This is a genomic window from Paenibacillus sp. IHB B 3415 (assembly GCF_000802655.2).
In the GTDB taxonomy this organism is placed as follows: Bacteria; Bacillota; Bacilli; order Paenibacillales; family Paenibacillaceae; genus Paenibacillus_AQ; species Paenibacillus_AQ phytohabitans.
The window spans coordinates 1-2,004 of the sequence record NZ_JUEI01000169.1 but is presented as its reverse complement, the minus strand read 5'-3'; the positions used below and the strand labels follow the sequence as shown (position 1 = coordinate 2,004).

General features: G+C 58.0%; 2 protein-coding genes. Both read left to right on the top strand.

Annotated features, from left to right (window positions below):
* The coding region (locus QW71_RS35895; RefSeq protein ID WP_047014168.1) for a YqhG family protein at nt 1–713 on the top strand (713 nt) is incomplete at its 5' end.
* A gap of 193 nt (nt 714–906) precedes the next feature.
* On the top strand, nt 907–1,953 hold the full coding sequence (locus QW71_RS38435) for a hypothetical protein (RefSeq protein WP_052770599.1): 1,047 nt from the start codon (nt 907–909) through the stop codon (nt 1,951–1,953).
* The last annotated feature ends 51 nt before the right edge of the window (nt 1,954–2,004 follow it).

Below are 2,004 nucleotides of genomic sequence, written 5' to 3'. Positions count from 1 at the left end.
CTGCTGCACCCGGAGGCGTGGTGCCGCCCGGGGTCTCCGCTGATCCGGAGGACAGCATTCTCGCCCGGTACTTCGGTATCGTCCCGCAGCTACCGCGCATCGGGCCAGGCATGATCCGCCGCGAGGATGTGATCTACGGCAGCAAGCGCCTGCGGCAGATCTGGTCAGCGGCACAGGAAGAGGGCAAATGCCTGCAGCTGTTCGAGGACCCGGGACTCCGGCAGCGGACCACGCTGTTCTCGGCCGCCTACGAGCCTTGGCTTGCCGTCTGCTACAAGGTGGAGATGACCTGTGACCTTAAGCGTGAAGAGATGCATTTCATTGCGGTGTCACTGACCTCCGGGCTGATTGTTCCGGACTTCGAAGCCCGGCTGGCTTCGCGGGAGCTTACGCCAAGGCTGCCTGAGAATATCCACATCCAGCCTTCTGAGCTGTCCGTTAGCGCTGGAGCCGACAGGCTGGAGGGATATCTGACCTCGAAGCTGGCTCTGCTGGATTATACCTGGGCCGAGGAAGCCCGCGAACGCCTGCGGCTGGAGCTGAGCATCGTGGATATCTATTACGAGGAGCTGCTGAAGGAGCAGGATGAGGAGAAACGCCTCGGTATAGAGGAGCAATACAACCGCCGCCGCAAAGAGACCACCTGGCAGTATGAGCCGCAGATTGCAGTTTCTGCCGTAACGTACGGGCTGTTTCACCTGCGCAGCACATAGAATGCGACCCGGCTCGCTAAAAGCAAACAAAAAAACAGCGGAATTCCCGCAGGCTGCCGCGACAGTAAGCAACAGCCTTTTCAGGGCTTGTCCCCTACAATTAAAAGTATGAAGCAGAACCTGCCGGGCTCAGGCTTACCGGACCCGGTAATTCTTGCGATAAACCTTTGGAACAGGAAAGGTGAACGATAACATGAAAATCAAAGCGAAGCAGAAGGGGCCGCTCGGGCGGCGTACCCGCCTGCTCCTCTGTCTGACTCTCGGGTTGACTCTGTTCGCCGCCAGCGCCTCCCCGCCTCCGGCGCTCGCGTCAATAGGCAGCCGGGCCACTGTCACACAAGCCGTCCTGCAGGAGATGCTGCCCGGACTTGTTATGACACAGGCGCCCGCATCTGAAACCTTGCAGGAGTTCACCCGCCTCACGATTAGCCAATTGTCGGCGGATGCTCCGTTTAAGGAATGGAAGAATGCCGGAACTGAGGTCTATCCTCTGGGTCCGGGCACACGCAGCTGGCTGGTCAATGTGATGAACGGGGAGCAGCGGATCGGATACCTCATTATTTCTGCTGCGGACGGAGGCAAATATCTGCTGAGTGAATATGGAGCCGGCACCTATGGTCTCCCTTATAGTATGAATGATCTGCGCCAGTATCTGGTGCAGGAAGGACTGATTACCTCCTCTTATTCCGGTAAAATAGAACTATCGGCGCTGTACGCTCCGCTGCTGCCGGTCTGGAAGCTCACGCTTGCAGACAAGACGCTGTATCTCAATGCCTCAGTACTGCAGGTACTGCCTTGGAGCCTTAGCCAGGCAAACCGAATTCTGGACAGTCAGCTTGATGCCAAAGCCCTTGTGGTCTACACCGGGTCTGGACAACAAGTCCGCACTCCTCTGCCCGCTCTGCTCAGCGGCGGGCAGGATGACCCGTATGCAGATTTACTGTGGCTTACTGCTCCTGAGCTGAAGACTATCAGCGAAGTCAGCTTAAAGACTCTGCTGACAAGCCGCGGCAGCCTTGCCTTCCAGTCGACAGGACGCAACGATGCCTTGGGTGCTCCGTTCATGATTACAGGCTGCCAGAGCTGGCTTCCGGCCCCCGGAAGTAAGGCGGGTGCTGAACCGGCAGTTATATACGCCGCTGCCGGTCCCGGCGGCAAGCGTTATCTCCCGCTTGCCGCGCTGCAGCAGTTCGGCAGCTTTCACAAACCGCCGTTGCCGCTGGCTGACGGAGCTTACTAGCTTCATTCCAACATACTCATGTGTAATGTCTCAATCTCCCTCAAATGCCAA

Bases quoted from the DNA above. Each gene is read 5' to 3' on its own strand.
- QW71_RS38435 (WP_052770599.1), top strand. From the start codon at position 907: ATGAAAATCAAAGCGAAGCAGAAGGGGCCGCTCGGGCGGCGTACCCGC.